27 protein-coding genes and 1 rRNA gene are annotated in these 24,975 nt (G+C 39.7%); 14 read left to right on the forward strand and 14 right to left on the reverse strand.

Annotated elements, in window-relative coordinates; all coding sequences use genetic code 11:
• Positions 1-170: 170 nt before the first annotated feature.
• From B9T25_RS09690 to B9T25_RS09700, 3 genes are read right to left on the reverse strand one after another with little or no spacing between them, the layout of a single operon-like run.
• On the reverse strand, positions 171-1,625 hold the full coding sequence (locus tag B9T25_RS09690; protein ID WP_086188220.1) for an NAD(P)(+) transhydrogenase (Re/Si-specific) subunit beta: 1,455 nt from the start codon (positions 1,623-1,625) through the stop codon (positions 171-173).
• Positions 1,626-1,952, reverse strand: a complete 327-nt coding sequence (locus tag B9T25_RS09695; RefSeq protein ID WP_086188221.1) for a proton-translocating transhydrogenase family protein — start codon at positions 1,950-1,952, stop codon at positions 1,626-1,628. It lies immediately after the preceding gene.
• Positions 1,953-1,963: 11 nt separating this feature from the next.
• Positions 1,964-3,091 (reverse strand): Re/Si-specific NAD(P)(+) transhydrogenase subunit alpha, encoded by a 1,128-nt coding sequence (locus tag B9T25_RS09700; RefSeq protein WP_086188222.1) that lies wholly within the window; start codon positions 3,089-3,091, stop codon positions 1,964-1,966.
• A gap of 972 nt (positions 3,092-4,063) precedes the next feature.
• On the opposite strand from B9T25_RS09700, the gene B9T25_RS09710 reads away from it, so the two are divergent.
• Entirely contained in the window at positions 4,064-4,990 is a 927-nt protein-coding gene (locus tag B9T25_RS09710) for a DMT family transporter (RefSeq protein ID WP_086188223.1), read from the forward strand.
• Here B9T25_RS09710 and soxR read toward each other — a convergent pair.
• Positions 4,987-5,499, reverse strand: coding sequence for a redox-sensitive transcriptional activator SoxR (gene soxR, locus B9T25_RS09715; RefSeq protein ID WP_086188224.1), 513 nt, complete (start codon positions 5,497-5,499; stop codon positions 4,987-4,989). The genes B9T25_RS09710 and soxR overlap by 4 nt on opposite strands.
• A gap of 71 nt (positions 5,500-5,570) precedes the next feature.
• Here soxR and B9T25_RS09720 point away from each other — a divergent pair, with 71 nt between their 5' ends.
• The gene (locus tag B9T25_RS09720) at positions 5,571-5,999 is read left to right on the forward strand and encodes a RidA family protein (RefSeq protein ID WP_086188225.1); all 429 of its coding nucleotides are present in this window, start codon (positions 5,571-5,573) and stop codon (positions 5,997-5,999) included.
• Positions 6,000-6,019: 20 nt separating this feature from the next.
• Entirely contained in the window at positions 6,020-7,210 is a 1,191-nt protein-coding gene (locus B9T25_RS09725) for an MFS transporter (protein WP_086188226.1), read from the forward strand.
• 491 nt (positions 7,211-7,701) lie between these two features.
• Here B9T25_RS09725 and B9T25_RS14680 read toward each other — a convergent pair whose 3' ends face one another.
• The gene (locus B9T25_RS14680; protein ID WP_228146873.1) at positions 7,702-7,896 is read right to left on the reverse strand and encodes a hypothetical protein; all 195 of its coding nucleotides are present in this window, start codon (positions 7,894-7,896) and stop codon (positions 7,702-7,704) included.
• A gap of 205 nt (positions 7,897-8,101) precedes the next feature.
• On the opposite strand from B9T25_RS14680, the gene dusA reads away from it, so the two are divergent.
• Positions 8,102-9,118: a tRNA dihydrouridine(20/20a) synthase DusA gene (dusA, locus tag B9T25_RS09735; protein WP_086188227.1), complete on the forward strand. Its 1,017-nt coding sequence runs from the start codon at positions 8,102-8,104 to the stop codon at positions 9,116-9,118.
• A 164-nt stretch (positions 9,119-9,282) separates the two neighbouring features.
• Here dusA and B9T25_RS09740 read toward each other — a convergent pair whose 3' ends face one another.
• A complete protein-coding gene (locus B9T25_RS09740) occupies positions 9,283-9,660 on the reverse strand; it encodes a cytochrome b562 (protein WP_086188228.1) in 378 nt (125 codons plus the stop codon).
• 150 nt (positions 9,661-9,810) lie between these two features.
• The gene (coaBC, locus tag B9T25_RS09745; protein WP_086188229.1) at positions 9,811-11,076 is read right to left on the reverse strand and encodes a bifunctional phosphopantothenoylcysteine decarboxylase/phosphopantothenate--cysteine ligase CoaBC; all 1,266 of its coding nucleotides are present in this window, start codon (positions 11,074-11,076) and stop codon (positions 9,811-9,813) included.
• 112 nt (positions 11,077-11,188) lie between these two features.
• Between coaBC and radC the strand changes: the two genes are divergently transcribed.
• Both radC and B9T25_RS09755 read left to right on the forward strand, forming a co-directional pair.
• Positions 11,189-11,881 (forward strand): RadC family protein, encoded by a 693-nt coding sequence (gene radC, locus B9T25_RS09750; protein WP_086188230.1) that lies wholly within the window; start codon positions 11,189-11,191, stop codon positions 11,879-11,881.
• 70 nt (positions 11,882-11,951) lie between these two features.
• Entirely contained in the window at positions 11,952-12,863 is a 912-nt protein-coding gene (locus B9T25_RS09755) for a bestrophin family protein (RefSeq protein WP_086188231.1), read from the forward strand.
• 347 nt (positions 12,864-13,210) lie between these two features.
• Here B9T25_RS09755 and B9T25_RS09760 read toward each other — a convergent pair whose 3' ends face one another.
• Complete coding sequence (locus tag B9T25_RS09760; RefSeq protein WP_086188232.1) at positions 13,211-14,062, reverse strand: PHP domain-containing protein; 852 nt, start codon at positions 14,060-14,062, stop codon at positions 13,211-13,213.
• Positions 14,063-14,107: 45 nt separating this feature from the next.
• On the opposite strand from B9T25_RS09760, the gene B9T25_RS09765 reads away from it, so the two are divergent.
• Genes B9T25_RS09765 through mnmC form a run of 4 tightly spaced genes read left to right on the forward strand, consistent with a single transcriptional unit; the run spans position 14,108 to position 17,520 of the window.
• Positions 14,108-14,722 (forward strand): inner membrane-spanning protein YciB, encoded by a 615-nt coding sequence (locus B9T25_RS09765; protein ID WP_086188233.1) that lies wholly within the window; start codon positions 14,108-14,110, stop codon positions 14,720-14,722.
• A 27-nt stretch (positions 14,723-14,749) separates the two neighbouring features.
• Complete coding sequence (locus B9T25_RS09770) at positions 14,750-15,052, forward strand: YciI family protein (protein ID WP_086188234.1); 303 nt, start codon at positions 14,750-14,752, stop codon at positions 15,050-15,052.
• 4 nt (positions 15,053-15,056) lie between these two features.
• Positions 15,057-15,566 carry a hypothetical protein gene (locus B9T25_RS09775; RefSeq protein WP_086188235.1) on the forward strand — a complete coding sequence of 170 codons (510 nt, stop codon included), beginning with the start codon at positions 15,057-15,059 and terminating at the stop codon, positions 15,564-15,566.
• Positions 15,567-15,606: 40 nt separating this feature from the next.
• A complete protein-coding gene (mnmC, locus tag B9T25_RS09780) occupies positions 15,607-17,520 on the forward strand; it encodes an FAD-dependent 5-carboxymethylaminomethyl-2-thiouridine(34) oxidoreductase MnmC (RefSeq protein ID WP_086188236.1) in 1,914 nt (637 codons plus the stop codon).
• 93 nt (positions 17,521-17,613) lie between these two features.
• Here the strand turns inward: mnmC and B9T25_RS09785 are convergent, their stop codons facing one another.
• Positions 17,614-17,928 carry a rhodanese-like domain-containing protein gene (locus tag B9T25_RS09785; protein WP_086188237.1) on the reverse strand — a complete coding sequence of 105 codons (315 nt, stop codon included), beginning with the start codon at positions 17,926-17,928 and terminating at the stop codon, positions 17,614-17,616.
• 91 nt (positions 17,929-18,019) lie between these two features.
• Between B9T25_RS09785 and B9T25_RS09790 the strand changes: the two genes are divergently transcribed.
• Both B9T25_RS09790 and B9T25_RS09795 read left to right on the forward strand, forming a co-directional pair.
• Positions 18,020-18,508 carry a YajQ family cyclic di-GMP-binding protein gene (locus tag B9T25_RS09790; protein ID WP_086188238.1) on the forward strand — a complete coding sequence of 163 codons (489 nt, stop codon included), beginning with the start codon at positions 18,020-18,022 and terminating at the stop codon, positions 18,506-18,508.
• 32 nt (positions 18,509-18,540) lie between these two features.
• Positions 18,541-19,041 (forward strand): DUF4442 domain-containing protein, encoded by a 501-nt coding sequence (locus tag B9T25_RS09795; protein WP_086188239.1) that lies wholly within the window; start codon positions 18,541-18,543, stop codon positions 19,039-19,041.
• 96 nt (positions 19,042-19,137) lie between these two features.
• Here B9T25_RS09795 and B9T25_RS09800 read toward each other — a convergent pair whose 3' ends face one another.
• The 3 genes from B9T25_RS09800 to B9T25_RS09810 are packed head-to-tail and all read right to left on the reverse strand — an operon-like array spanning position 19,138 to position 20,899.
• Positions 19,138-19,584 (reverse strand): acyl-CoA thioesterase, encoded by a 447-nt coding sequence (locus B9T25_RS09800; protein ID WP_416202360.1) that lies wholly within the window; start codon positions 19,582-19,584, stop codon positions 19,138-19,140.
• Complete coding sequence (gene trxC, locus B9T25_RS09805) at positions 19,565-20,002, reverse strand: thioredoxin TrxC (RefSeq protein ID WP_086188241.1); 438 nt, start codon at positions 20,000-20,002, stop codon at positions 19,565-19,567. The genes B9T25_RS09800 and trxC overlap by 20 nt, the downstream gene beginning before the upstream one ends.
• On the reverse strand, positions 20,003-20,899 hold the full coding sequence (locus tag B9T25_RS09810; RefSeq protein ID WP_086188242.1) for an alpha/beta hydrolase: 897 nt from the start codon (positions 20,897-20,899) through the stop codon (positions 20,003-20,005).
• A 124-nt stretch (positions 20,900-21,023) separates the two neighbouring features.
• Here B9T25_RS09810 and B9T25_RS09815 point away from each other — a divergent pair, with 124 nt between their 5' ends.
• Both B9T25_RS09815 and B9T25_RS09820 read left to right on the forward strand, forming a co-directional pair.
• Complete coding sequence (locus B9T25_RS09815) at positions 21,024-21,359, forward strand: TIGR01244 family sulfur transferase (protein ID WP_086188243.1); 336 nt, start codon at positions 21,024-21,026, stop codon at positions 21,357-21,359.
• Positions 21,352-21,777 (forward strand): beta-lactamase hydrolase domain-containing protein, encoded by a 426-nt coding sequence (locus B9T25_RS09820; protein ID WP_086188244.1) that lies wholly within the window; start codon positions 21,352-21,354, stop codon positions 21,775-21,777. The genes B9T25_RS09815 and B9T25_RS09820 overlap by 8 nt, the downstream gene beginning before the upstream one ends.
• A gap of 193 nt (positions 21,778-21,970) precedes the next feature.
• Here B9T25_RS09820 and B9T25_RS09825 read toward each other — a convergent pair whose 3' ends face one another.
• Positions 21,971-24,181, reverse strand: a complete 2,211-nt coding sequence (locus B9T25_RS09825) for an Ig-like domain-containing protein (RefSeq protein WP_086188245.1) — start codon at positions 24,179-24,181, stop codon at positions 21,971-21,973.
• A gap of 566 nt (positions 24,182-24,747) precedes the next feature.
• A 5S ribosomal RNA gene (gene rrf / locus B9T25_RS09830) occupies positions 24,748-24,862 on the reverse strand.
• Positions 24,863-24,975 lie beyond the last annotated feature (113 nt).

Raw genomic sequence — 24,975 nt, forward strand, 5'->3', positions numbered from 1 at the left:
TGATTTTAGCTCGACCTTTCATATGAACGAGGATCTCAAAATTTGATTATTTTTATCATCAAGTCCAACCAAAAGCATTAAAGTTAAAGCTATTTCACCAATATAGCGTCAAGCCAAAACATACCCACAATAAAAAACCACCCGAAGGTGGTTTTTTTAAGACTTAAAGCTTAATGGCCAGAACCATTAATTGCTTTGGTCATATCTTCCACAACTTTTTTAGCATCACCAAAAATCATCATGGTTTTATCATTATAGAACAAGTCATTGTCTAGACCTGCATAACCTGTCGCCATTGAGCGTTTGATCACCATAATGGTTCGAGCCCGATGTGCTTCAAGAATTGGCATGCCATAAATAGGTGATGTTGGATCGTCTTTTGCCGCAGGATTCACTACGTCATTCGCACCAATCACCAGTACCACATCTGTTGATGGGAAGTCAGAGTTGATTTCATCCATCTCTAAGATGTCTTCATAAGCAACATCTGCTTCAGCCAGCAATACATTCATGTGACCTGGCATACGACCTGCCACAGGGTGAATGGCAAAACGAACTGTTACACCTTGTTCTTTCAAGATATGCGCAAGTTCTTTCACTGCATTTTGTGCACGACCTTGTGCCATACCATAACCCGGTACAATCACAACGCTATCTGCATTCGACATTAAGAAGCCAGCATCATCGGCAGAACCTGAACGATGGTTACGCTGTACTTTATCGCCTGCTGCCGCTGTCGGTGCAACTGTGCCACCCATTGCGCCACCAAACAATACATTGATGATAGAACGGTTCATGGCTTTACACATGATGTAAGACAGAATTGCACCCGATGAACCCACCAGTGAACCCGCAACAATCAACATGTTATTTTCTAAAGTAAAACCAATACCCGCTGCTGCCCATCCAGAGAATGAGTTCAATAGTGATACCACAACTGGCATATCACCACCACCGACAGGTGCAATCCAAACCCAACCCAAGACCAATGCCAGAGCAGTCATTGCCCAGAATGCTTGCATATTACCTGTTGAGAAGAACATGAAACCACATGCTAACATGGCAAGGAAAATGCTGGCTTGTAGAGGTTTAACCCATGCACCTGAAATGGTTTTCGCCCATTTTTTTGCAGCCAACTTACCATACGCAAATACAGACGCAGTAAAGGTAATCGCACCGACAAAACAACCGACAAACAATTCAAATAAATGGATTTTGCTCATATGTACATGTTCAACGCCTGCTGCTGTTAAAGCGGCTTCGTTGTCAACAAACAATGCTGTGAGTTGGTTATTATGTAAAATTGCAGCAATTGCAATCAGTACCGCAGCCAAACCCACCAATGAGTGCATCAATGCCACTGTTTCAGGCATTTGTGTCATTGGAACAGTACGCGCACGTGCAATACCAACAATCCCACCTAAAACCATTGCGCCGACAATCATCCAAACCACAGGATGATTCGCCACAAAGAACGTGGTGATTACAGCAATCGCCATCGCGATCATACCGTAACGGTTACCTTGAATCGCTGTTTTAGGACCTGACAAACCACGAAGCGTTAAGATAAAAAGAACGGCGCCTACCAAGTAGAACCAATCCGCATAGTCTCGAATAAATTCCATTTATGAACCCTCTTTTTTCTTTTGCTTAGGCTTAAACATTTCCAACATACGCGCAGTTACTGCGAAGCCACCGAAAATATTGATACTTGCCAAAAACACAGCTACCGCACCCAAAATGCTTACCACGTTAATGCTTTGGAAAGCCACGTTTGCATCAAGCCCAATACCTGGCATACCCACTGTCTGAATCATTGCACCAACGACAATAATGGAAGACAAGGCATTGGTTACAGCCATTAACGGTGTGTGTAAAGCAGGTGTTACCCCCCAAACCACGTAGTAACCTACGAAGATGGCAAGGACGAAAATTGTAATCGTTTCAACCATGATCTATCTCCTTAACCACGCTTTAACAGCACTTGGCCGCCATGAGTGACGAGTAGGGCTTTTTGAATTTCTTCTTCCTGATTTAAAACAAAGTTCTTATCAGCATCAAAAAGTGTTTCAAGAAAATTAAAGACATTACGTGCATACAGTGCCGAAGCTTCTGTTGCAACTGTTGCCGGAATATTTGGAATACCTAAAATAGTTACGCCATTATCGGTAACCACATTTTCACCGCATTTTGAGCCTTCAACGTTACCACCTGATTCAACCGCCATATCAAGGATGATGGAACCTGGTTTCATTTTGGCAACCGTTTCAGCACGAATTAAACGTGGCGCATCACGGCCCGGTAAAAGTGCCGTGGTAATCACGATGTCTGCATTAGAAACAGCTTTATCGACAATTGCAGCTTGGTCTTTGATGTATTGCTCACCTGGCATCCAGCCATAACCATTTTTAGCAGCATCGGCAGCTTTTTGCTTTTCTTCTTCAGACATCGGCACGTCTAACCATTTACCGCCTAAAGACTCCACTTGATCACGAGCTGTTGGACGTAAATCCGTAGCTTCAACCACTGCGCCTAAACGCTTTGCCGTTGCAATCGCCTGTAAGCCTGCAACACCCACACCCATAATCACCACGCGAGCAGGTTTTACAGTGCCTGCAGCGGTCATGAGCATTGGGAACATGCGCTGGTATGCTGCCGCAGCCAACAGCACAGATTTATAACCGGCTAAGTTGGCTTGAGAAGACAATACGTCCATATTTTGTGCGCGAGAAAGCGTACGAGGTAAGAGCTCTAATGCAAATGCAGATACCTGCTGTGATGCAAATTGCTCAAGTTCATTATTACGGTATGGATCAAACATCGCAATTACAGCAGTATTTGCTGCAAGCTTCTGAATTTCATCACCTTTAGGGGCGCGAACTTTCAAAACAATTTGACTGCCTGTATAGGCATCATCTGTAATTTTGGCACCGACTTGTTCATATGCACTGTCAATATAAGCGGCTTTCACGCCTGCTCGACGTTCAATAACGACTGTATGACCAGCACTGATCAACTTCTTTACTGTTTCTGGCGTTGCTGCCACACGATTTTCACCGAGAACAGTTTCGGTTGGGATTCCGATCTGCATGAGCCTTCCTCAAGCTAGTTTTTCTTAAGTAAACATCGCTATTCGCAATGTTTCCCCCTTGATGCATTTTTGTTGATTTTTTGGATTCTAATTGAACTGTTTTAAATTACCACCCAATATTTATTTAATAAATACCCATATATTGAACTGGTGATTCATAAAAATAATCACAGCATAGCGCATTTATTTTTTAGGCTTTCATTAGAATTACTTTTATCAGCTTAATTGCCATTGCAATACTTTCTCAATTTTTATATTTAAGCGCTTGTTATTATTTTTTTAGATTGATTTAAAAATGAACATTGATCATTCTGACAATGAGCACTTTTATTACCAAGCAAGTTCTTACATAAAGAGGTTCTTGTTAAGCACTAAAATGGCACATTTAACTTCTAGTTTTCATTAGATTGACTTAAGTGACACAATAAAGAAAATAATTTGGCGAGAAATCCAGCTGTTTTTAAAGCTCATTTAAAAAAATGAACGACAAAGTCAACATTCAGCTATTTCTATTTTTTCTATTTCAATTGTTATCTTTAATAGCCGCACCTATTCAGCATAAGTCTAAATTAGATCAAAAAATAATTACATTTTTTTCGATTGCCATTTCGATAGATGATGATTTAATCCCTATTTCATCCATTTGAGTATTTTTTGCACTATTTTAGAGCGAAATTTAAATGCTTTCATCAATATTCCAATTATTTCTAATCAAAGCCATCATCTTTTGAAGTTTTGTGCTTTTTATTATTTCGATTCATCGCATATTTTAAATAAAATCGTCATTCAACTCATTTCAGCAGACCTCTACCCTCGACTAAAGGAAAATAAAATCAGAAAATGCGATGACTCATTCCAAACTGGAATCGCAACCATCATCTTTTTGTATTTTATATCCTCTGGTAAAAACTTTATCATTCACATTTAAATACTGCATTACAGAGCGCAGCAACACTTCGCCAAGTAGGTAAAATGAAAGGTTTTTTGACAGCTACACAATTAGGGTCTTTATGCGCGATTGGTGCTGCTTTTTTATTTAGTACCAAGGCCATTATTATTAAACAGGCCTATTCGCTATCACCACTGGTCGATGGCACGGTCCTTATGGCGCTCAGAATGATCAGTGCGCTCCCCTTTTTTTTGCTGCTTTGTTGGTTTAATCGTCATCACAATAAAAATATTGCGCCTAAAGACTGGATGATGCTGATTTTGGCAGGGCTCATTGGCTATTACTTGTCCAGTTGGTTAGACTTCGCGGGCTTAATGTATATCAGCGCATCGCTAGAGCGTATTATTTTATTTTTATATCCCACCCTCACTGTGCTTGCTTCTAGCATCATTTATAAACAGAAACTGAGCCTAAAAAGTGGTATTGCAATTGCACTGAGTTATGGTGGTACGGTCATTGTAATGTTGCAGGAACAAAGTACGGTGCCACATGAAGGCAACTTTTGGTTGGGTGTTAGTTTGGTCTTTGCCAGTGCGATCAGCTTTGCCAGCTATCTGTTATTAACACCACGTCTGATTCAGAAGTTCGGCTCATGGAATTACACTGGTTTAGCTTTAAGCATCGCTTGTTTCGGTACACTCACCCACTATTTTATTGCCATACCCAGTCCAATGACTTTACTCACTCAATTGCCCCTCGGTGTGATTGGTTATGGCATCGCATTAGGTTTATTCGTCACAGTCCTGCCCACGATTTTAATTGCCCAGAGCATTTCACGCTTAGGTGCAGCACAGTCGGCGATGATTGGCTCGATTGGCCCCGTGTTAACCATTATTCTTGCAGTGGCTTTATTAGGTGAACACATGAATGCCATACAATGGTTTGGTTGCTTGCTCAATATTGTTGGGGTCATGATGATTACCCTATCGAAAAAGAAACTGGCGCACTAATCGTCTGCTAGATACTGCTGCTGAATGGTTAAATGCGGTTGCTTTTCTTCAAGTTGCAATAAGATCTGCTGAAAATGAGCTCCCGCAGATTGATCTGCCATTTGATCGTTCGGATTACGCAATGGACATTGTTGTAAAGACAAACAGCCGCAGCCAATACACCAATCTAACTGTTGCCGTAACTGCAATAAACTAACAATCTGCACATCTAAACTAGCTTGCCATTTTTGCGACATTTTTTGCCAATCCGCCTTGCTGGCCACCTTATTTTTTGGCAATACCGAAAAGGCCTCTTTGACTTGCTGCAAACGCATACCGACTTGCTGTGCAACTTTAATAATGGCTACACGGCGTAGTATGGCACGTTGATAACGACGTTGCCTGCCTTCGGTACGAATGCTCCAAATCAGTTCTTTTTCTTCATAAAAACGAATCGAAGGTACACTTACACCGCTGCGCTGTGCCAGCTCACCTATCGTTATCCACTGATGTGCATCTTTTTCAGTCACAAGGCTTGACCTCAAGTTAACTTTAGCTTTGATACTAGCAAAATTGACAGCTTATTTCTGGACAATCGCGTATGAATTCAAGTACTGAACAGCCATCCAAAACTTTTGTACTCCTTAACCCAAAGACACTTTATAACCCACAATCTTTTGCGTATAGTCACATTACCGAAGTGATACAGTTTCAACGTATCCTTCACATTTCAGGACAAGGTGGTGAAAACCAACGAGGACTTTTATCTTCAGATTTTGCTGTACAAGTCAGGCAAGCCTTTCAAAATATTGAACTGGCTTTAAGCCATGTACATGCAACACTGCAAGATACTGCTGTTTTAAGAATTTTAGTGGTTGATCACAATCCCCAGAAACATCAGTTTTTAATTCAGGAAATGCAAAAACTTTGGAAAGATCAGCCTTTCCCTGCGTGTACGCTAATTCCTGTCCCGTGTCTTGCACTAGTCGGTATGCTCATTGAAATTGAAGCAACCGCTTATTGTCAGTAAAACAAAAGCAAGGGACTTTTATGAATACCTCTCTCGACATTAGCCAAGATAAATCTTTGCTATGGCTGATGGCTATCGCCTGCGGTTTATGTGCAGGAGCAAATTATTATTGCCAGCCCTTAGTCCACTCTATACAACAATATTTTGATGTCCCTCAATCTCAAGTGGCTCTAACCGTCACCTTTGCACAAGTGTCTTATGCCTTAGGTCTACTGTTTATTGTTCCTGTGGGCGACATTGTCAATAAAACCAAATTTATTCCACTATTGATATTTTTGGCTGCGATTGGACTATTCATCTGTGCTTTTGCTGTCAATTTGCCCATGCTTTGGTTTGGAACCGTGATTGTAGGATTATTTTCAGTTGCAGCACAGGTCTTGATTCCTTTAGCAGCCATGGCAGTCAAACCTGAAAAAACTGGGGAAGTTCTAGGTTTCTTAATGAGTGGACTTTTAGTCGGCTTACTTTTGTCCACCAGTCTTGCAGGTTTATTGTCCAATCTATTCAACTGGAAACTTATCTATATTGTCAGCGCAGTATTGATGCTGATTTTGGCTTTTTTACTCAAAGCTAAACTCCCCTCTATTCCAGTATTTAAAATGAGTTATGCCAACATTTTTAAATCAATGGCTGTGCTTTTAAAGGAAGAACCTCGTTTAGGCTTACGTGCTTTAATCGGTGGTTTTGCTTTTGCAGCAATGAGTATTTTATTTTCAACCATCGCAGTTTTACTCACATCCTCCCCTTTTAACCTATCGGATGTCTTGGTCGGTGTTGTGACTCTCATTGGTGTTTTTGGTGCATTGGCTACAGCAAAAATTGGCAAAATTGCAGATCAAGGACATACCAAATCACTGACATGGATTGGTCTTTTTGTTCTCACCATCAGTTGGCTATTTTTCTATTTTGGTGGGCAATTTTTATTCAGCTATATCATTGGCTATGGTGTGATCAGTTTGGGTTTAACCATCGTACATACCAGTAATCAAAATATTATTTTCCGCTTACGTCCAGATGCAAAATCCCGAATTAACGCTATCTATATGACCACCTACTTTATTGGTGGGGCTTGTGGTTCTGCACTTGGCGTTTATTCATGGCATCATGGCGGATGGAGCATGACTTGTCTTGCAGGACTGTGTTTAGTGTTGGGCTCTGCATTTTTCGCATTACTAGATCTGCTTTATCACGGCAAAGCACGCACAATTTAACAAAATTAAGCCTCTTTTTTAGAGGCTTTTTTTAAGTTTAATTTTGGTTTTAGTTATGAGACTTGCACCATAGGATAAAAAGGTTGAGCCAAATCAAAACTCTCTGGGTTTCCTAAAAACACATAGATAAAAATCGGTAACAATGCAACCAAAATAGTACAGGCATCTTGCAATTATTTACGATTGACAGCGCTCTTGTAAGTCATACCACCAAGGATCATTTGGTGATGCAAGGTACGAAGTCGATTAACAATCATCCATAAAATATGGGCTGAATCTTTAGCCTGTAAAGCACAATGTGCCTGTTTTTTTCCTGATCAAAAGTAGCTTTCCAAGAAATTTGACTTATTTTCTGATTTTGATAATCCCAGAATCCTTGGTACACATATGGATTTGCTAATAATCAAATGATTCAACTTTTTCCAAAGCAGATTATCAATTTTATGTTCCTGATCTTTTTGCCAGATTAAAAACAAAAACTGTCTTAACGATTATTTGTTCGGCATCCCTGCAACATCTTGTGCATAAAGTGCCTTAAAAGACCCCCAAAGACTGATAAACTGTAGATCAAGATCCTGATCTAATTCGGTTGATTTTTTTAACCAACTTAAGCCACGATGGATTCTTAAATTAAATGTATCTGAATGTTGTGCTTTTTTACTTTTAAAAATTTTTCCCAAAAGCATCTTTTACATTTCTTCATACTTTTTATTACTTATTAACATACTGAATATTCAATGATTTCACAATATACCCATAAATATTTTATGGATATATTTATCATCTCGGTTCATTACTCAAAATTGCTGCTTTTTAGTACAATACTATTGCTTTTTAAAGAAAGCACGTATAATTCGCGCTTCGGTTTTTCATCGTTTTAGGTTTCTGCTCATGTCCGCTTTCCAGTCCTTACAGCCTCGCATTTCTGTCGCGCCGATGATGGATTGGACCACACGTGACTATCGTTTTTTTGCCCGTTTGTTTAATCCCAATATTATTATGTATACCGAAATGGTGACCACTGGCGCAATTTTATTTGGTGGTGCAGAACGTCATTTAGACTACAACCATGAAGAACACCCTATTGTGCTACAACTGGGTGGCTCAAATCCTAAAGATTTAGCAACTTGTAGCAAAATGGCACAAGACTGGGGCTATGATGAAATTAACCTCAATGTTGGTTGCCCAAGTGACCGCGTACAAAACAATAAAATTGGCGCCTGTTTAATGGCTGAACCTGACTTGGTTGCCGAATGTATTGCCGAAATGCGCAATGCCGTCGATATTCCTATCACGGTAAAACATCGCATTGGCATTGATGACCTACAATCTTATGAAGAGATGTTACATTTTGTCGATACCGTAGCTAAAACAGGTTGTGACAACTTTGTGGTACATGCGCGTATTGCGTTGTTGCAAGGTTTATCGCCAAAAGAAAACCGCGATGTTCCACCACTGCGTTATGAAGATGTCTATCGCTTAAAACAGGATCGTCCAAATTTAATTATTGAAATTAACGGCGGCGTTAAAACTTTTGCTGAAACACAAGAACATTTAAAACATGTCGATGGTGTGATGATTGGTCGCGAGGCTTATCACAACCCGTATTTATTGGCTGAACTTGGCCAATTGTGGGCACTAGAAGCCCCAAATCGTTTTGATATTATGACGCAAATGATGCCGTATATTGCCAAGCGTATGGAACAAGGTGCACCGCTTTCAATTGTTACCCGTCATATTTTAGGTTTATTCCAAAACTTACCTGGTGCACGAAAATGGCGTCAGGCTTTAAGTGGTGGTAATGCCAAAAGCTTAAAAGATGTGGAAATCGCCTTGATTAATATTCAAGAAGCCATGCAACGTACTGAAGATTATTTGAAAGAAAATCAAATACCAGAAAATAGTTAAATACGTTTAAAAATAAAACACCCATTTGGGTTATGCCAGTCAATTGCTGAATTGACTGGCATAACCCAAATGGGTGTCTTTAATAGACTAGTATGCAGTAGTTAAATCCTAATTTACTTTGATTTTTCATAGTTCAGAATGCTGAACTGTGAGTGTGCATAAAATCAGTGATGATTATAAACAGCATGTCCCTGATCTCTAACCGCAGCAATTTTTTTACCTTCCACTTTAGCCTGATCCAGTTTACCCGCCTGAACCAAAGTACTGGTTTTATCAATCTGCACCACTAATTGATCATATAAAGAATCTGAGTTCGGTGCCTTTGCATCTTTGGTTTTTAATTTCAATTTTTTTGCGTCTAAAGCAGCAGTTTTCATGTTGCCCAGCGCTTTCAGTGCATCTTTCTGATTATCTGCTGTATTAAACGCTTTAAAGTTTTTTGCAAGTGTCTCCATATGATGTTCAAGGTTACCTGCAAAACTTAGGCTGCTGAACGACAAAGCAGTGGAAAATATAACGGTGGCTAAAGTTTTTTTGATCATGCTAATGTCCTTGTGAAAATCCATTTTAAAAACTGTGGCTATTGCTGCTGTTTAATTGTTCTGAAATTTGTATTTTAACTGTTAAACATAGTGTAAATCTTATAAAAAATGCAACGGATTCGTTGCATTTTCATCAATAAAATCTGTTTTCTAAACAGGCTCTATTTCATGATGTAAAGCATCGTGAATCGCTTCCACCAGTTGCTGTGCAATCTCTTGTTTCGAGGCTTTTTCCAAATCACGCTTCTGAATCTGATACTGCTCTGCAAAAAATACCGTCATGGCATTTTCATCAGAAGCAAAACCGATATCTGCGCGCGATACATCATTGCAGGCAATCATATCTAGCTTTTTTGCCACCAGTTTACCAGCAGCATATTCTTCAACATTGCGGGTTTCAGCCGCAAAACCGACCATGAACGGACGTTTTTGTTGCCCCGCAATAGTCGCGACGATATCGGGATTTTTGATGAGTGAAACATTCAATTCATCACCGGCTTTTTTAATTTTATGCTCAGCAATTTCTGCCACGCGATAATCTGCCACGGCTGCGGTTGCAATAAAAATATCGCAACCTTCATCCAGCATCTGCATACTCAGATCCAGCATTTGTACCGCAGATGAAACATTGATACGGTGTACACCATTGGGTGTATCTAAACTGACAGGGCCTGCAATCAGCGTGACTTTCGCACCCGCAGCATAACAAGCGGCTGCCAAGGCAAAACCCATTTTCCCAGTACTATGATTGGAAATATAACGCACTGGGTCAATCGCTTCACGGGTTGGACCCGCAGTAATCACTACATGCTTACCCGCCAACAGACCAAATTTTTCCGCAATCGCGCGCTGTGCTCGATGGAAATACTGGGTGACTTGCAGTGCTAAATCTTCCGGTTCCGGCATCCGTCCTAAACCGACATCACCACAAGCTTGTGAACCTGCATCTGGCATAATCACATGCACGCCATCTTCAACCAAGGTATTTAAATTACGCTGTGTCGCTTTGGCTGCCCACATTTGCTGATTCATGGCGGGTGCAACCCAAACTGGTGACTTCGTTGCAAGATACAACGTGCTTAATAAGTCATCCGCTAAACCCGCGGCAAATTTGGCTAAAGTATCGCAACTTGCAGGGGCAACCAGTAATAAATCCGCCCAACGTGCCAATTCAATATGCCCCATGCCCGCCTCGGCTTCTGGATTGAGTAATTCAGTATGGACTGGATTTCCCGACAAGGCCTGGAAGGTTAACGGCGTAATAAAAGCTTGTGCACCCTGTGTCATCACCACGCGGACATTAAAGCCTGCGTCTTTTAAACGCCGCACTAAAATGGCACTTTTATATGCCGCGATACCACCCGTTACAGCCAATACAATATTTTTATTTGGAATTACACTCAAATCGAAGCTCACAAACAAGCTACCTTTCTGTTGCAGTGGGGCTCACAATATCATTAAATAAGGGCAGACCCAAGTAAGCACTTAAGTCTAATTACAATCACTAAAAATAAAAAAGTCTAAAATAATGAATTTATCGATTAAACATTGGCCTGAACAAGAACGTCCACGTGAACGTCTCATTCAACAAGGGGCAAGCAGCCTATCAGATGCAGAACTGCTTGCGATCTTTTTACGTTCGGGTTCCAAGCAACATTCAGCGGTGGAACTTGCACGAATCATGCTGCAACATTATGGTAGCTTAAATCCTATTTTTGATGCTGGACTTGAGGATTTAAGCCAGTTTCATGGTATTGGTGCAACTAAATATGCACAACTGATGGCAGTCAAAGAACTTGGACGGCGTTATATTGCGCAGCATTTAAAACAAGAAAAAATTGAATTGAGTAATTCTAAAACTTTATTGGATTTTTTGAAATTTGAATTGCTCGGTGAAAACCAAGAAGTATTTGCAGTACTATGCCTAGATACACATTTAAGAAAAATAAACTTTAAAAAAATGTTTTATGGTTCACTACATTCATGTGAAATTTCGATTAATCAATTACTTCGCTATGCCATAAGTCAGCATGCCAGTAGCATCGTCATCGCACATAATCATCCCTTTGGTCTGGCACAGCCCTCAAAAGCAGATATTGAATTAACCCAACGTATTGTCCATGCCAGTCACTTATTAGAAATCAACTTAATTGATCATTGTATAGTTTCTCCTGAAGGGACTTTTTCATTTGCTGAACATCAACTGCTGCAAGCTAAATAACAGAGAACAAATATTGACAAAAGGCTGACAAACACAGAAGATCATTAAAAATTTTGATGATACTCATAACATGATTGTGCGTGACCAACCTAGTATATTTAGGCTGTTATTTTCTTGGCGTGGAACCATTCTTCCCAAGGTTTTACCGCCTTTAGGTGTGGTCATGCTCATTTCCGCTGTGATTGGTGGATTATCCTATATTGGTTATTTTCACTTTCCAGAATTTCCTTTAGTGGGCTTTACCCTCATTGGTGTAGTTTTATCTATTTTTCTGGGCTTTAAAAACACTGCCTGTTATGACCGATGGTGGGAAGCACGTAAACTTTGGGGCATGCTAATTGCTACTGCACGCCATTTTGACCGTGACTGCCGCATACTGACTCAAGGACGGCGTGAACGTATCGTTCAACATGTGATTGTATTTGCAAACGTATTACGTGATCGTTTACGACATCAAACTGCAAATCCACTGGCATTGGTTGAAACCAGTGGCATGAGCCAGCAAGCATTAACCCAGCTCTATCAACAAGCCAATGCACCGCAGTACACCTTAAGTTTGATTCACTGGGAATTGATGCAAGCGCTGAAAGACGGTGAAATTTCCGATATTATTTATATGCAAATGAACCAGCATGTCGCTGAACTCAGTCTGGTTCAAACAGGGTGCGACCGGATTGCAACTACCCCGTTGCCTTTTGCTTATTCGGTGTTACTCAATCGTACCGTATATTTTTTCTGTTTTATGCTGCCCTTTAGTTTAGGCTCAACTCTGGGTTTAGCCACGCCTTTACTGGTCGGTATTCTGGCTTATACTTTTTTAGGTTTAGATGCTTTAAGTTCAGAAATTGAAGAACCTTTTGGTACACAAAGTAATGACTTACCACTCGATGCGATGGTACGAACCATTGAAATTGAATTACTGGGGACTTTAGGCAAACCGACGCCTCCGCCGATTCAGGCACAGGATCATAATCTTTTATAAAAATCCCTCCTTGTGCAGCGGTGCTGCTCACCCTTTGTTAAAGGGAGGAAAAAATCCATTAGTGCCCAATAGTTTAATTTAAGCAAGCTTTGGATACACGGGTGTGGCGGGATGCCACACGTTACCCATCACAACAGGGACGTTGTGTGTGGGTGACAAAGGCTTTTGCTTACTTTTAGCCTCTCAAAAGTAAGACTTCGCCTATACAAATGTCTTTCGACTTTATTGAAAAATTACGGCAGTGAAAGCTTCTAACGTAAAATACGATGATTTCAAACCTTCTTATTAGAAAAAATCACTATTTATCAACGGTAAACCACATATGGCACAAAAGGGTGGATTAAAAATTAACGAAAACTCTCCCAAATCCCCACTTGCCCTTCTTTAAGCCGAGGAATATTGCCCAATCGAATCCACGGCATATGATCGCCATGAAAATCACTCCCCACAGAAACTTTTAGTCCATATTCAGCAACCATACGATCCACCATTTGACGGGTCGAAGCAGGCTCAATTGCAGGCGGCAACTCGACGGCATCGCCACCAAACCCCGCAAAAATTTCAATTAAATAACGAATATTGGTCGCTGATAGATCATATTTAGTCGGATGCGCCAATACGGCATAGCCTTCACTGGCATGAATCACCTGAATGGTTTCCGCTAAACCTAGCCCATCAAATTTCACATAGGCTTTCTTACCTTCCTTAATATATTTATCAAAAGCCTGTTGAGGGCGGCTGACAAAACCTTTTTCGACTAAGGTTTTAGCAATATGTGTTCGGGTGATACGGTCTGCAATCCCATCCACTTTGGCAATCACATCGGCATAAATATCCTGACCAATCAGCGGAATCAGTAGGTCACAGATCTGTTTGGCGCGAATGGCTCGAATCTGTTTTTGTTGTTCCAGTAAAACCAACAAAGGTTCTGGATTTTGCATATTTAAGGCAACAATATGCACACCGTAACTTTTTTGCGTTGCGGGACGTGACCATTGACTGGAAATTTCCACCCCTGAAATAATTTTCAATGGTAAATTTTGTGCAACTTCCTCCGCGAGCTTTAAGCCATCCATGGTATCGTGGTCAGTCAGCGCAAGGGTATGAATACCTTTTTCAATGGCTGCATGCACAAGTTGCTCTGGAGACAAAGTTCCATCAGAAATATTACTGTGTGTATGTAAATCTACGCCTTGCATCACTTATACTATGTCATTTATTTGATCAGATTTAGATACTCTAACATGAAAGCACTTTTAGACTTTGTGCCACTCATTATTTTCTTTTATTTATATAAAACCGTTGACCCTAAAGATACTGAGCATCCCCTGCTTCAATTGATTGGTTCCGCAGGCGGTATAGATAATAATAATATTTTGGTTGCAACCTCTGGCCTCATTATTTCTATGCTTGTGGTGTATGGTGCCTTGTTTGTTATACAAAAATTCCGTTTAGATAAACAACAATGGATTGTGTTGTTTATGACCGTGGTTTTTGGTGGCATCACCTTAATACTCAGCGATGATTTTTATATTCGCTTGAAAGCCGCACTGTTAAATATTGTCTTCGCGGCTGCATTCTTACTTTCACCTTATTTTATGAAAGATAAGAAACCGCTGATTCAGCGTTTATTTAGCCCCATTTTCAATTTAACCGAAAAAGGCTGGAAAAATTTAAACTTTGCTTGGGCTGCCATGTTCGCACTCATGTCTTGCTTACATATTTTCTTCGCTTTTTTATTTGCTGGCGGAAAATATTGGGGAGAATTCACTGCATTTGGTGACATGATTGTGATGTTTTCCTTTATCATTATTCAGTTTATTGTCTTGCGCAAACATTTTAAGTCGCCTGAAGAATAATTTAGGTCTACTGATCGAGAAAAGAATATGCCTTTATTCGTCGTAAGCTGTACTGATCACGAAGGTACAGTTGAAAAACGCCTCGCTACACGCCCACAACATATTGCACGTCTACAGAAATTAAATGACGAAGGTCATTTAATTGTGGCCGGTGCTATGCCAAAAGATCCAAGCAATCCACAAGCTGGATTTTATGGTAGTACCATTATTGTTGACTTTGAAACGCGTGAAGCACTGGACGCGTGGTTGCAAGAAGAGCCTTTCTTAATAGAAGGCGTGTACAGTCATATTGATGTGAAACCTTTTAATAAAGCTTTCCCTCAAGGATAAAATCATGCGTGTTGTTGTCCCAAGCTTATTGGGTTTAGCTTTAATTTGTTCTACTGCATGGGCCGTTGAATCTGCTCCTGCTCCGACACCTGTTGTAACTCCTGCTGCTCAAGCCACGACTACAACACCATCGTCACAGACATTACCTGCCAATAAACCGGGTATTATTCCTGCGGTTGCCACAGTAAATCCCAATGGTCTACCACAAGAAGTAAAGCCTTTAACGGCAGAACAACTTGCAAAAAATAAAGCATTGCAGGATGCCAACGTTAAAGCTTTAGTTAAAGATCAAGCAACGCGTTTGCAACAACTGGAAAAAGCCAATTTAGATGCCTTATCGCAAAACCAAGAGCTACAACTGAAAAATGATAGCTTGGCTGTGCAAGTACAAGTTTTACAAAGTGAACGTAGCGCACAAATGTTTTTATACGGTGCTGCAACCATCGCGGTAGGTGTCTTACTGGGTTTCTTAATTGCAAGTTATGTGTATACCAAACGTCGTCGTCAGTGGTAAATCCTCTCTTTCTATTTTTGTTTTAAAGGTTGCTTAGCTCTTGTCGAGTGCAATTCAAACCGCTGATCTTGATTGGCAATCTATTGATGGTATGGATGTACCCGTTTCCAAACAATTTGGGAACGTGTATTTTTCTAGCGCTCATGCCTTACTCGAAGCACGACATGTCTTTCTCAACGGCAATGACTTAAGCACACGTTTAACCAAACTGGCTGATTTCGAATACTTCTGCATCGGCGAAACTGGTTTTGGTGCAGGGCTAAATACTTTAGCTTTATGGCAAATGTGGCGGCAACTGCGCCCGAATAATCACAGCCATCTGCATCTGATTAGCGTGGAAAAATACCCACTGACAAAAGCTGATTTTATTCGTGCTGCAAATGTCTGGCCAGAGCTGCAACCGTTAGCACAACAATTGCTTCAGCAATATCCTTTGCCCATCGCGGGCTGTCATAGACTTGATTTCCCAGAAGAACGCTTTTCAATTGACTTCTGGCTGGGTGATGCCAATGAGGTTCTCCCTGTCATTGCCAAAACCAAAGCAGCCGATGCATGGTTTCTCAATAGTTTTTCATTTTCATGCCATTCCGATATCTGGCAGAAAAATGTTTTAAGTCAAATCATCAGACTGTCGGATGAAGGAACAACTTTTACCTCTTTGAGTGTTACCAACATTTTAAGAGAGAGTTTGAGTGAGCATGGCATTTCGATTTCTTGCCCAATTGGTTTTAACAATAAAGAGTCGATGCTGAAAGCGATTTGGAATTTTCCAAAATCGGAAAATCAAGACCTGATCACGGCAACAACTCAAGCACAACCCCAATTCAATGCAGCAGACTCCTTTCAACAACGTGAAATTGCGATCATTGGCGCAGGAATAGCTGGTTTAACTTGTGCCTATGCCTTTGCTAGGCGTAGTCATCAAGTTACGATTTACGATCAATCAGCGCCTCTTGCGGGCGCATCGGGTAATCCACTGGCATTGCTCAATCCCCGATTAGGACAAATTGAGCAAAGTGCGCGACATTTAGTCACTTTGGCATGGCAATATGCCATGCCACATTATCAAAAATTTAAAGCTTTTCGCCCCATTCACGTCAATCAACTGGCACTCAAAGCTGACGATGATTTACTTGAACTCGCAGCACAATATCCACAAGGTATATTTGCTTCAGAAAGAGAAAATATCAGCGATCTTGGGACAGCATATCCAAGCCTAAAACTATTACAAGCAGGGGCGATTTCACCGCATCAATTACGTGATCAAATTTTAGCGCACCCTAAAATCCAATTTAAACAAGCAGAAATCAGCAAATTAAAAAAACAATCAAATCAAACATCAAAAATTCAAGTCATTGACATCCATCAACAGTGTTTAGGTGAATTTGATCATGTAATAATTTGCGCGGCAATGAATAGTCAAAAACTTTCGCCACAACTGCCGCAGCTTAAAGCCAATCGTGGACAAGTCAGTTGGGTAAATAATGCCAATCATCCGTTAAAACCTAATCAAGCCTATAGTTACGGCGGCTATTGCATGCAATTAGATGCGCAGCATCTTATTTTAGGCGCTTCTTTTTATCCAGATCGAGAGGATGATGAGGTTCTAGCCGAAGATCATGCACATAACTATGCACTGATTCACAGTGTCTTTCCCAATTATGCGCAATCCTTAGCAGCAATCGAAACTTGGCAAGGTCGTGCATCGGTACGCACGCAAAGTCCTGATTATTTTCCGCTGCTTGGGAAAATTCAGCCAGATGCCGAAATTTATACCCTTACCGCTTTAGGCTCTAAAGGTTTCTTATTTGCACCACTGTGTAGTGAAGTCCTAGCGGCTCAAGTTTTAGCGGAAGCCTGCCCACTGACTTCATATTGGGTAAATAAACTCAGTCCACAACGTTTCATTAAAAAAGTAAAACCGAAAAAACCTTACTACCAAAAACCAACTTAAATGTCTTTTAAAATAAGCAAAAAAAATCCCACTTTCAAAAAAAGAGGGAGCTAATTTTTTAACCATTAAAAAAGCGCCTTACGGCGCTTTTTCTTAAGCGCCCTGTTCTAAAGGGAAGCCTGCATCACGTGCAGCACGAGTGCCACCCATCAATACAACATACTCACGTGAGCTATCTAAGCTATCTAACTTTTCAGCAGCACGTGGCGCTTTACTACCACCACCACATACAATGTAAATGGGCTGATCCGACTCCACTTGAGTTAAGCTTATGGTATCCAAGTCATCAATGGGCTGATTTACAGCACCTTTAACATGACCTTCAGCAAAAGCTTTTGTATCACGAACATCCCAGATAATTGCATTTTCTGGGAACTCAAATGTTGTAATTTCTTGTTTACGGATCATTGTGCACTCCTTTGATGTAAACAACACTTGGCAAATGAAGAAAACATCCCTAGCATCTCAGATATTCTTTCCATTTGTAAAGGGCTAAACCATGCCATCTTTTGATATTGTTTCTGAATTAGAAATTTTTGAGGTAAATCATGCGGTTCAAAACACGCAAAAAGAAATTGCGACTCGTTTTGACTTCCGTGGTCAAGACGTTTCTATTGAATTGAGTGAAAAAAATAAAGAAGTCAAAATCAGCGCCGAAAGTGATTTCCAATGTGAGCAAGTTTATAGCATGCTGGAAAATCATTTCTTTAAGCGTAAAGTCGACATTCAAGCGCTTGATCCGCAAAAAATGACCGCTTCAGGTAAAAATGTAATTCAAGTGATTAAACTTAAAGATGGTCTTGACTCAGATACCGCAAAAAAAATTAATAAAGCCATTAAAGAAAGTGGTGTGAAGGTGCAATCATCTATCCAAGGTGACAAAATTCGTGTGACAGATAAAAAACGCGATACTTTGCAACAAACCATGGCGTTCTTAAAAGAACAGCAGTTTGGTGTGCCTTTACAGTTTAATAATTTCAAAGATTAATGCATTGATGCAATAAAAATTCGAGGAACTTCATGACAGCGACCAATCGTTTATCAAAACTGGTGAAAGCAACTGCTAAATTACCCAAAGGAATCCGCAGTACGCTGTGGAGCAAAGCGTTTGGTCGTATCGTACCAATGGTGGGAAGCGCAAATATTCGCTACCTCGAAGTGAGCCACGCAAAAGTGGTGGTGAAAATTGAAAACCATCGTGCGATGCAAAACCACATTGGGCAAGTCCATGCCTGTGCTATGGCACTGATTGCGGAAACAGCAACCGGATTTGTGACTGGAATGAATGTTCCCGATTCCTGTATTGTGTTAATCAAAAGTTTAAAAGTCGATTTTAAACGCCCATCTAAAGGCGCAATGACCGCAGTCGCAACATTAACGGCTGAACAGCAAAAGTTAATGCAAAGTTCTGAAAAAGGTGAAACTCTCGTTTCGGTGATCGTAACGGATGAAACCAATCAAGAACCGATTCAATGTGAAATGCTGTGGGCTTGGGTAGCTAAATCACAGTTAAAAAAATGATTGGTTCAAAATCATGTTAGCTGATGCTCAAAATTAATCGACAAAAAAGCCCAATCATGATTGGGCTTTTTATATCGATTCATTACTTCAGCTAAATTACTTCGCTAACTGTGATGACAAATATTTTTGTTTTACATCCTCTGGAATTTGGCGCTTACCACCTTTCACATCGACTGCAACAAAAGTAAATACTCCTTCCGTCACACGAACCGGTTCTCGTGAGCTGTCATGACTATCCCACACTTCAATTTGCATTTGAATAGATGTATTGCCCACTTTTAAAATTTTGGTATAGCAACTAATCACATCACCGACTTTAACAGGAACCAAAAAAGTCATTTGATTAATCGAAATTGTTGCACAACGCCCCTTACTAAAACGCTCTGCATGAATTGCACCAGCCAAATCCATTTGTGAAACAATCCACCCACCAAATACATCACCACTCCAGTTGGTATCTGCTGGCATCGCAATGGTTTGAAGGGAAAGTGTTCCTTCAGGTTTTACATGAGTATCTGACACATTAGCTTCCTGTTTTGGCATTTAAATGTTGATCTAGCCACTGTTGTAGCTCTGAAGATCGTAACGCACCACTTATTCTAGCAACTTCATTGGTTTTGTTCATTAAAACTAAAGTTGGAATACTACGTACATTAAAAGCACTACTCAATCGAGGGGATTCTTCGGTGTTAATTTTGGCAAAGATCACTTTGGGGTTCTGTGCGGCAACTTGTGCAAAATGCGGTGCCATCATCTTACAAGGTCCACACCACTCTGCCCATAAATCAATAAATACAGGCAAGTCACTATTGGCGATAAAATGACTAAAATTTTGCTCATTTAACTCAATCGGTGCCAACGGAATAAGGGCTTGATGACATTGACCACAGCTTGGGTTTACTTCCAGTTTATCTTCAGGCACTCGGTTTTTTGCACCACACGAAGGACAGACAATAATCATTTAGTTCACTCCAATATGTTGATGTAAAAATTCTAACTGGGTTGATATCGCTTTTTCAAACCATTGTCCATGATAGATATCAAAATGATGCATATCCCACTCATGATATTGCACAAAAGGGGCAATATTGGTTGCCGTTTCACGACTGGACTCAATTGGCATCAGACTATCTAGTTTCGACGCAATAAAGAGCACAGGAACACTAATGTTACTGGCATCCTGAATCGGGCGATAACGAATTAAATTGAAAAAAACCCGTGCAGGAATCGCACCGCTCCAAAAATAATCTGGATTCACAATCGATAAATATCCATCATAACTATCAGCTGTTGGCATAAAACATAAGCCACTTTTATCCACCACAGGCAAGGTTTTTGGAGACATGCCAACTTTCGCCCCCATATAGTCCTGACTGGATATTTTTAATGCTTTCGGGAGTTGCTGTAAAGGATAAAGCTTGGCACTTTCTGTTCCATCAACAAAAGGCACTTGAACCATGACCGCTTGAACATTTTTCAATTCAGCAGCTAAATTCAAAACATAACCCCCACTTAATGCAGTTCCCCAAAGTACGATGCGTCGGGTATCAATCGATTTTCGTTCTAAAATATGTGCAATCATGGTTCGCCAATCTTCTAATTGCGATGTCAGCGATACCAACTCTCGTGGACGACCGGTACTTCCACCCCAATAACGATAATCAAACAGTACCACTGCATAACCGGCCTGAGCAAAACGCTTAGCATATTGAACCAATTTAAATTGGCGTAATGCAGCCAAACCATGCGCCATAATAATTACAGCGGGCTTATTTTCAGTTTTTGGACGGTAAAAATCTGCAGCAATAACTTCTTGCCCGCTTTTTACATATAGCGGTTCAACTGTATAGGAATGCATAAGCGCTCCAGTGCGTTATTTTATGGTTGTAATCGCTTATAAAATTTTCAACAGCTTAAACTCAAGTTTAAGCTTAATGCTATCATAAAGCATCAATCTATTTAATGAATTATGGAGTGACAAAATGAGCGAGAATGTCGGCTTTGCAGGTCAAATTAGCCCAGAACACGTAGCACAAGTTGTTGAGAAAGGTTTTAAATCGATTATCAACAATCGTCCAGATATGGAAGGCGGTCCAGAACAACCGACCAGTGCTCAAATTGAAGAGTCTGCACGCAATGCTGGTTTAGATTATGTCTTTCAGCCCGTGGTTGCTGGTCAAATTACCGAAGTTGATGTGCGTACATTTGCCAATCATTTTAATGAACTTCCTAAACCCGTTTTGATGTTCTGCCGTACAGGTAACCGTTCAAATAATTTATATCAGCTTGCCAAACAAATGGATTTATTAGATGACTAAACGCGTTTTATCAACGCTTTTATATTGCTTGTGCTTGACCTGTTCAACTGATTTATTTGCTCAAAATGATAGTTTAAGTAAAACTCTAAATGCACAAGTCAGTGTTGCGGGTCAAATGACAACAGATAAATTCCAACAACTGATCAAAACTGGTTTTAAATCAGTAATCGTCAATCGTCCTGATCAGGAACAAGGTAATACTGTTTCAGTGGCTCAGTTACGCCAAATTGCTGAACAATCACAAGTCAGTGTAATTTACCAACCTGTGGTAAGCGGTAAAATTTCTCAAACAGACGTGATTGAATTTGCAAAATATTATAATGAGCTACCAAAACCAATCCTGATGGTCTGCCGCAGTGGTTCTCGCTCGAGCATATTATTTAATCAGGCTAAATCTCAAGGCTTGCTCAATGAATAAAATTTTAATTGTCTTTTTATGTCTATTCACAATCAGCGGCTGTAGTTCTATGAATGTTAGACCTACTGTTGGTGTGAGCATGGGAACTTCAATTTAAAACATCTAATGCAATAAAAAAACAGCGCCGAAGCGCTGTTTTTTTATTGCATAATTTTTACTAGGTTTGAAAAATCATATATTTTTTTTACAAACCTTATTTGATATCAAGCCATGATGTAACAGTCTTACCAGCAGGTACACTCGAAATAATTTTAATATCATCCCCTTGAGCACATCCCTTAAGCCGAACTGTATAATCAACAACCCCATTTCCAATATTTTGGAATGAAGCTGGAGTAAATAAACTCATTGCATTAGGAACAGTTAAATTCCCGCTTCGAATTTCAGCTTCACAAGATAAGTTCTGATAAACAACCTCAGGAGACCCTGTAACTGTTGCAGAAAGAGATAATTCACCAGTTCCTAATGCATCAATGCTTACCGAATATTCAGTACCATCAATTTTCACTTTTACAACCGTATTAGGTTCAGCACCTGAAATTTTTAATAATTTCTTAGATGCATCTTTAGAATCAGGTGTGATAGTTGCTGTCGGTTTAAAATCTGTATTGTCTTTTACTGCTACAGAAATAGTAGTACCTGAAGGCATTGGCACGGTTTTTTGATTATTTCCAAAGACTTGGAAACTAAAATTACCATTACCCTTTGAAATTTGACCATTACCCTCAAAACCGCTATTCCAAACAAATGTTGGAGTATCATGTGCAAATGAAAACAATAATTGTTGACGAAGGACACTACTCAAATCACTATTACACGTATTTGGGACATTTGGTTGTTGAATAGCTGAAGCTGCACACTGTAAAGTTCCTACCGCTTTCTTATAAATAAACTCACCTAAGGTATAAAGCTTATTTTCATCATCATCACGGAAGAAATCACCAATATTACTGGTTAGTGCATCCTTACCTTCTGTATATAAATTATCACCATCTATATCATTATAATCCTTATCACCTTCAACATATGCCAACACCGTTACTCGGTTATTCAAAGGTCGAGGACTTTGTGTTGTTAATGAAACAGAACATACACCTTTAACATCTGTCGCACAATTAGGATCAACTTTACCGCCTTCACTTACAAAGCTAATTACAGTACCTTGTGGAACTGGATTGCCTGTACGATCAACTAATCTTGCAATAATAGTAGCAACATCACCGTCAATATCTGTTCTTAATGATTGTTTAGAAACAGAAAGACTCACACCATTTTGAGTCACACGGCCTGTCGAAACTTTAACATCTTTAGATATAGCAGTAACGTTAGGTGCTGAGACAAGAGTTGCTTTAATTTCAACTGGTCCAGGTAAATTTCCAGGATATAAGTTGACACGAACTTTACCATTGGAATCACTTTTTATGATTTGTGGTAAACGGTTATTTAAAGATACAAAACTTAAATCAGGTGGTACATTTTCAATTGAAAGTTGAACTTCTTTATCTTTTGCAGGTACACCATTGGCATAAAGCGTAAATTCAATCTGTCCTGAAGCAGCTGATCCACTGCTTTTAATTCCCAAATCAATAGCCGAAGTTGTTGTATATACTAAAGAATCTGCCTTAATAGCTGCAATGTTTACAGTAACAGGTACAGCTGATGCACCATTAGTAGCTGCCGTAATCACAGCTTGCCCCTCACAAAGTTCACCATTTGCTGCTATTGCTTTATAAGAAGTAATAACATTACCTTGATTAGACGATATAACAATAGCTGGTTCAAATATACCGCAACTGGCAGAGAAATTTACAGCAACATTATTTTGATTAGCTCCACTCTGGTTCTTTGTTTTTAACGTAATATTAGTAGAACCACCAGATTCAAGTGCTGTATTTGCAACACTTAAATTTTCTAATGTAATATTGAGTGATTGCAATGAAAATGATACTTCTTTTGCCGCAACAGTCTTACCATCATAATCTGCATTAGCTGAAATTTTATAAGCACCATTTGTATTATTATTTTCTGGGGTAACAGAAATACTAGCTTCACCATCAGCATTGGTTAAAACAGCGCCATTAGAACTGCCAAAAATGACACCACCTGTAGCTGTAAAAGTCACTAATGCACCACTGATGCCATGACCAGATTGATCAGTAACTTTTACTTTCGCTGTTACACCTTCCGATGTAATTATTTGAGTAACATTTCCATTTAAATCATTTAGTTGAATAGTACTAATATTAACGGATTTTACTTCTTCGCCAGTGCTAGGATTCGTAGAAGAAGAATTTTCAGAACTAGAACCTTGGTTATAATAACCGTCACTGCCACCACCACAACTCGCCAACAAAACAGCTAAAGAAACTGCTGATAATTTTAAACCTAATTGTTTTTTGTCCATGGAAATCCCCAAAACCCTTATTAACTCTTCGAATGCGTTATAAATTAATTATTGCTGGGTATGTAATCATAGTTAGTGCTTTATGTAAATATATGCATAATAAATGTTTCATTGTACTAACCTACAAATCGATAAAGAGAGAGTTATTTCACAATATATGACATCATTATTATTCGTACTGAGACAAGATATAAAGAAGTCTAAAAAACACTCAAAATATTCTTACTATTAATAAAGGCTCATGATATACCACTTGTGTCTACGTAGGCTGTATATCGAGTAAAGTACTTATATCTGCTACAATAAAATGTATGAAATTCAACATGCCTAGAAGTTAGATTAAAATTCACATCTAAAATAAATACATCTCAAGTAATGCAACAAGTAAGAACACCATGAGATCCCTTTACTTTAACCATCATCCATTCAGCTCGACCGCCTATTTTTGTCTCTTTTCTAGCAGTTAAAATATCTATAAGCTCTTTTAGAGCCTTTTATTTTGACTTATTTTTTAGCCCCATAAAAAAACACCCCCAACGCTTGTTGGGGGTGTTTTAGGAATAATGAGCTGGCGATGACTTACTCTCACATGGGTAACCCCACACTACCATCAGCGCGAAGAGGTTTCACTTCTGAGTTCGGGAAGGGATCAGGTGGTTCACTCTTGCTATTGTCGCCAGCACAACTGTTTATGGATACTTGCTTGGGTCTTATTTATTCACTTTTCAGTGTATGCCTTCGCTTTTTCCAAATGAGTTATTAACAGATTATGCTAAATTTGAGTTGACATTGTA

Origin of the sequence: Acinetobacter sp. ANC 4470 (assembly GCF_002135335.1) — a bacterium.
GTDB lineage: Bacteria > Pseudomonadota > Gammaproteobacteria > Pseudomonadales > Moraxellaceae > Acinetobacter.